The organism is Pseudomonas agronomica, from assembly GCF_025917275.1.
Classification (GTDB): Bacteria; Pseudomonadota; Gammaproteobacteria; order Pseudomonadales; family Pseudomonadaceae; genus Aquipseudomonas; species Aquipseudomonas agronomica.
In genome coordinates this window covers 1-2,003 of sequence record NZ_JAOSHO010000713.1, presented here as the reverse complement: position 1 = coordinate 2,003, position 2,003 = coordinate 1, and the positions used below count along the sequence as shown (strand labels likewise).

2 protein-coding genes are annotated in these 2,003 nt (G+C 62.4%); one reads left to right on the top strand and one right to left on the bottom strand.

Annotated elements, in window-relative coordinates; translation table 11 throughout:
- Window positions 1-47: 47 nt before the first annotated feature.
- On the bottom strand, window positions 48-905 hold the full coding sequence (locus OC610_RS26450) for an NAD-dependent epimerase/dehydratase family protein (protein ID WP_264432139.1): 858 nt from the start codon (window positions 903-905) through the stop codon (window positions 48-50).
- Window positions 906-1,093: 188 nt separating this feature from the next.
- Here OC610_RS26450 and exbB point away from each other — a divergent pair.
- Window positions 1,094-2,003: tonB-system energizer ExbB (exbB, locus tag OC610_RS26445; RefSeq protein WP_264432135.1), on the top strand; the 910-nt coding region annotated here is incomplete at its 3' end.

Here is a 2,003-nt window from a genome sequence, read left to right as displayed (position 1 = left end):
TCGCGAGCAAGCTCGCTCCCACAGTTGGTTTGGGGCTGTCGGGAGAATCAGCAGCGTCCTTCCAGAATCGCCGAATAGCCCTCGCGATAACTCGGATAACGCGGCACCCAACCCAACGCTTTCGCCCGCGCATTGCTGCAACGCTTGCTACCCGTGCGGCGCACGCTGGCGTCATCAGCCCACTCGGTCACGCCCAGATATTCGCGCAGCCAACCCACCACTTCGGCCAACGGCGCGGGTGCATCGTCGACACCGATGTAGAAATCCTCCAGCTGTACGCCCTGCCGATCCTTTTCCAACAGAAACGCCAGCAATCCAGCAGCATCGTCCGCATGAATCCGGTTGCCATAGAGCGGCGGCTCCGTCGCCACGCGATAACCCCGACGCACTTGCGTCAGCAGCCATTCGCGGCCCGGGCCATAAATGCCCGTCAGGCGAAGGACACTTGCGCGAATACCGCTATTGAGTGCTACCTGCTCGGCTTCAAGCATCAAGCGTCCGGAATAGCCGGCAGCGACAGTCTCGGAGGTCTCATCGACCCACGCACCGTCCTGCTGGCCATACACGCTGCTGCTGGATACAAAAATCAGTCGATCGGGCACCTGCCCATAGTCACCCAACCAACTCAGCACGTTCTGCAGTCCCTGGACGTATGCCTTCCGATAGCCATCCTCATCGTGGTCGGTGGCGGCGGCGCAATAAACCACACAATCGATAGCGCCTACCGGCCAAGTCATTGGGCAGTCTTCATTGAACAGGTCGCCGGCAACGCCAGTCACACCCTCCGGCAACCGTGAGACATCACGGCGCAGGCCGTAGACATGCCAGCCAGCCGCCAGCAATTTCGTGGCCAGGCGACCGCCGACATCACCACAACCGGCAATCAAAACAGAAGGCGCGGGCATCAGGATCTCCTTTTGGAAAAGCCGCAGACTAGCTGCCAGAGGGACCAGCGGCTAGCCATGCGACAAAAAAAGCAAGCGTATTGCTTCTGTTAACAAGAATTACTTGCAATAATACTCGCCACTTTTGTTCTCGGCCTTACGAGGCCTGGAAGAACATCAACCTTCTTTTATTCTCAGGTCCGGCCAGCATGACACGCTCTCTTTCTTCCGCTTCGCCAACCAACCGACCTCGCGCCTGGGGCGCCGTGGCAGCCTTGCTGCTCAGCCTGATGCTGACGCCAAGCGCCGCCTTCGCCGATGCACAGACGTCCGCCACGACACCGGCCACCGCGCCTGCTGCCGCCCAGGCTCCCGCCGACCCGGCCGCACCTGTTGCGACGCCCGTGGCCGCCGATCCGGCCCAAGCCGTCGAAGCCGACGCGCCTCAAGTGCTCGAAGCCGACAACACCCTGGGCATGGCCCACGACCTGTCGCCCTGGGGCATGTACAAGAACGCCGACATCGTCGTCAAAGCCGTGATGATCGGCCTGGCCATCGCCTCGATCATCACCTGGACCATCTGGATCGCCAAGGGCTTCGAACTGCTGGGCGCCAAGCGTCGCCTGCGGGGTGAAATCGCCGCGCTGAAGAAGGCCGCCACCCTCAAGGAAGCCAGCGCCACCGCCGGCAAGGAAGGCACCCTCGCCAACCTGCTGGTCCACGATGCACTCGAAGAGATGCGCCTGTCGGCCAACAGCCGCGAGAAGGAAGGCATCAAGGAACGCGTGAGTTTCCGCCTCGAGCGCCTGGTTGCAGCGTGCGGTCGCAACATGAGCAGCGGCACCGGCGTGCTCGCCACCATCGGTTCCACCGCGCCGTTCGTCGGTCTGTTCGGCACCGTATGGGGGATCATGAACAGCTTCATCGGCATCGCCAAGACCCAGACCACCAACCTTGCCGTCGTCGCCCCCGGTATCGCCGAAGCCTTGCTCGCGACCGCACTGGGCCTGGTCGCGGCCATCCCGGCGGTGGTCATCTACAACGTCTTCGCTCGCTCCATCGCTGGCTACAAGGCCCAGGTTTCCGATGCTTCCGCCGAAGTCCTGCTGCTGGTCAGCC

Coding starts and splice junctions, on each gene's coding strand:
- OC610_RS26450 (WP_264432139.1), bottom strand. CDS start 905: ATGCCCGCGCCTTCTGTTTTGATTGCCGGTTGTGGTGATGTCGGCGGT.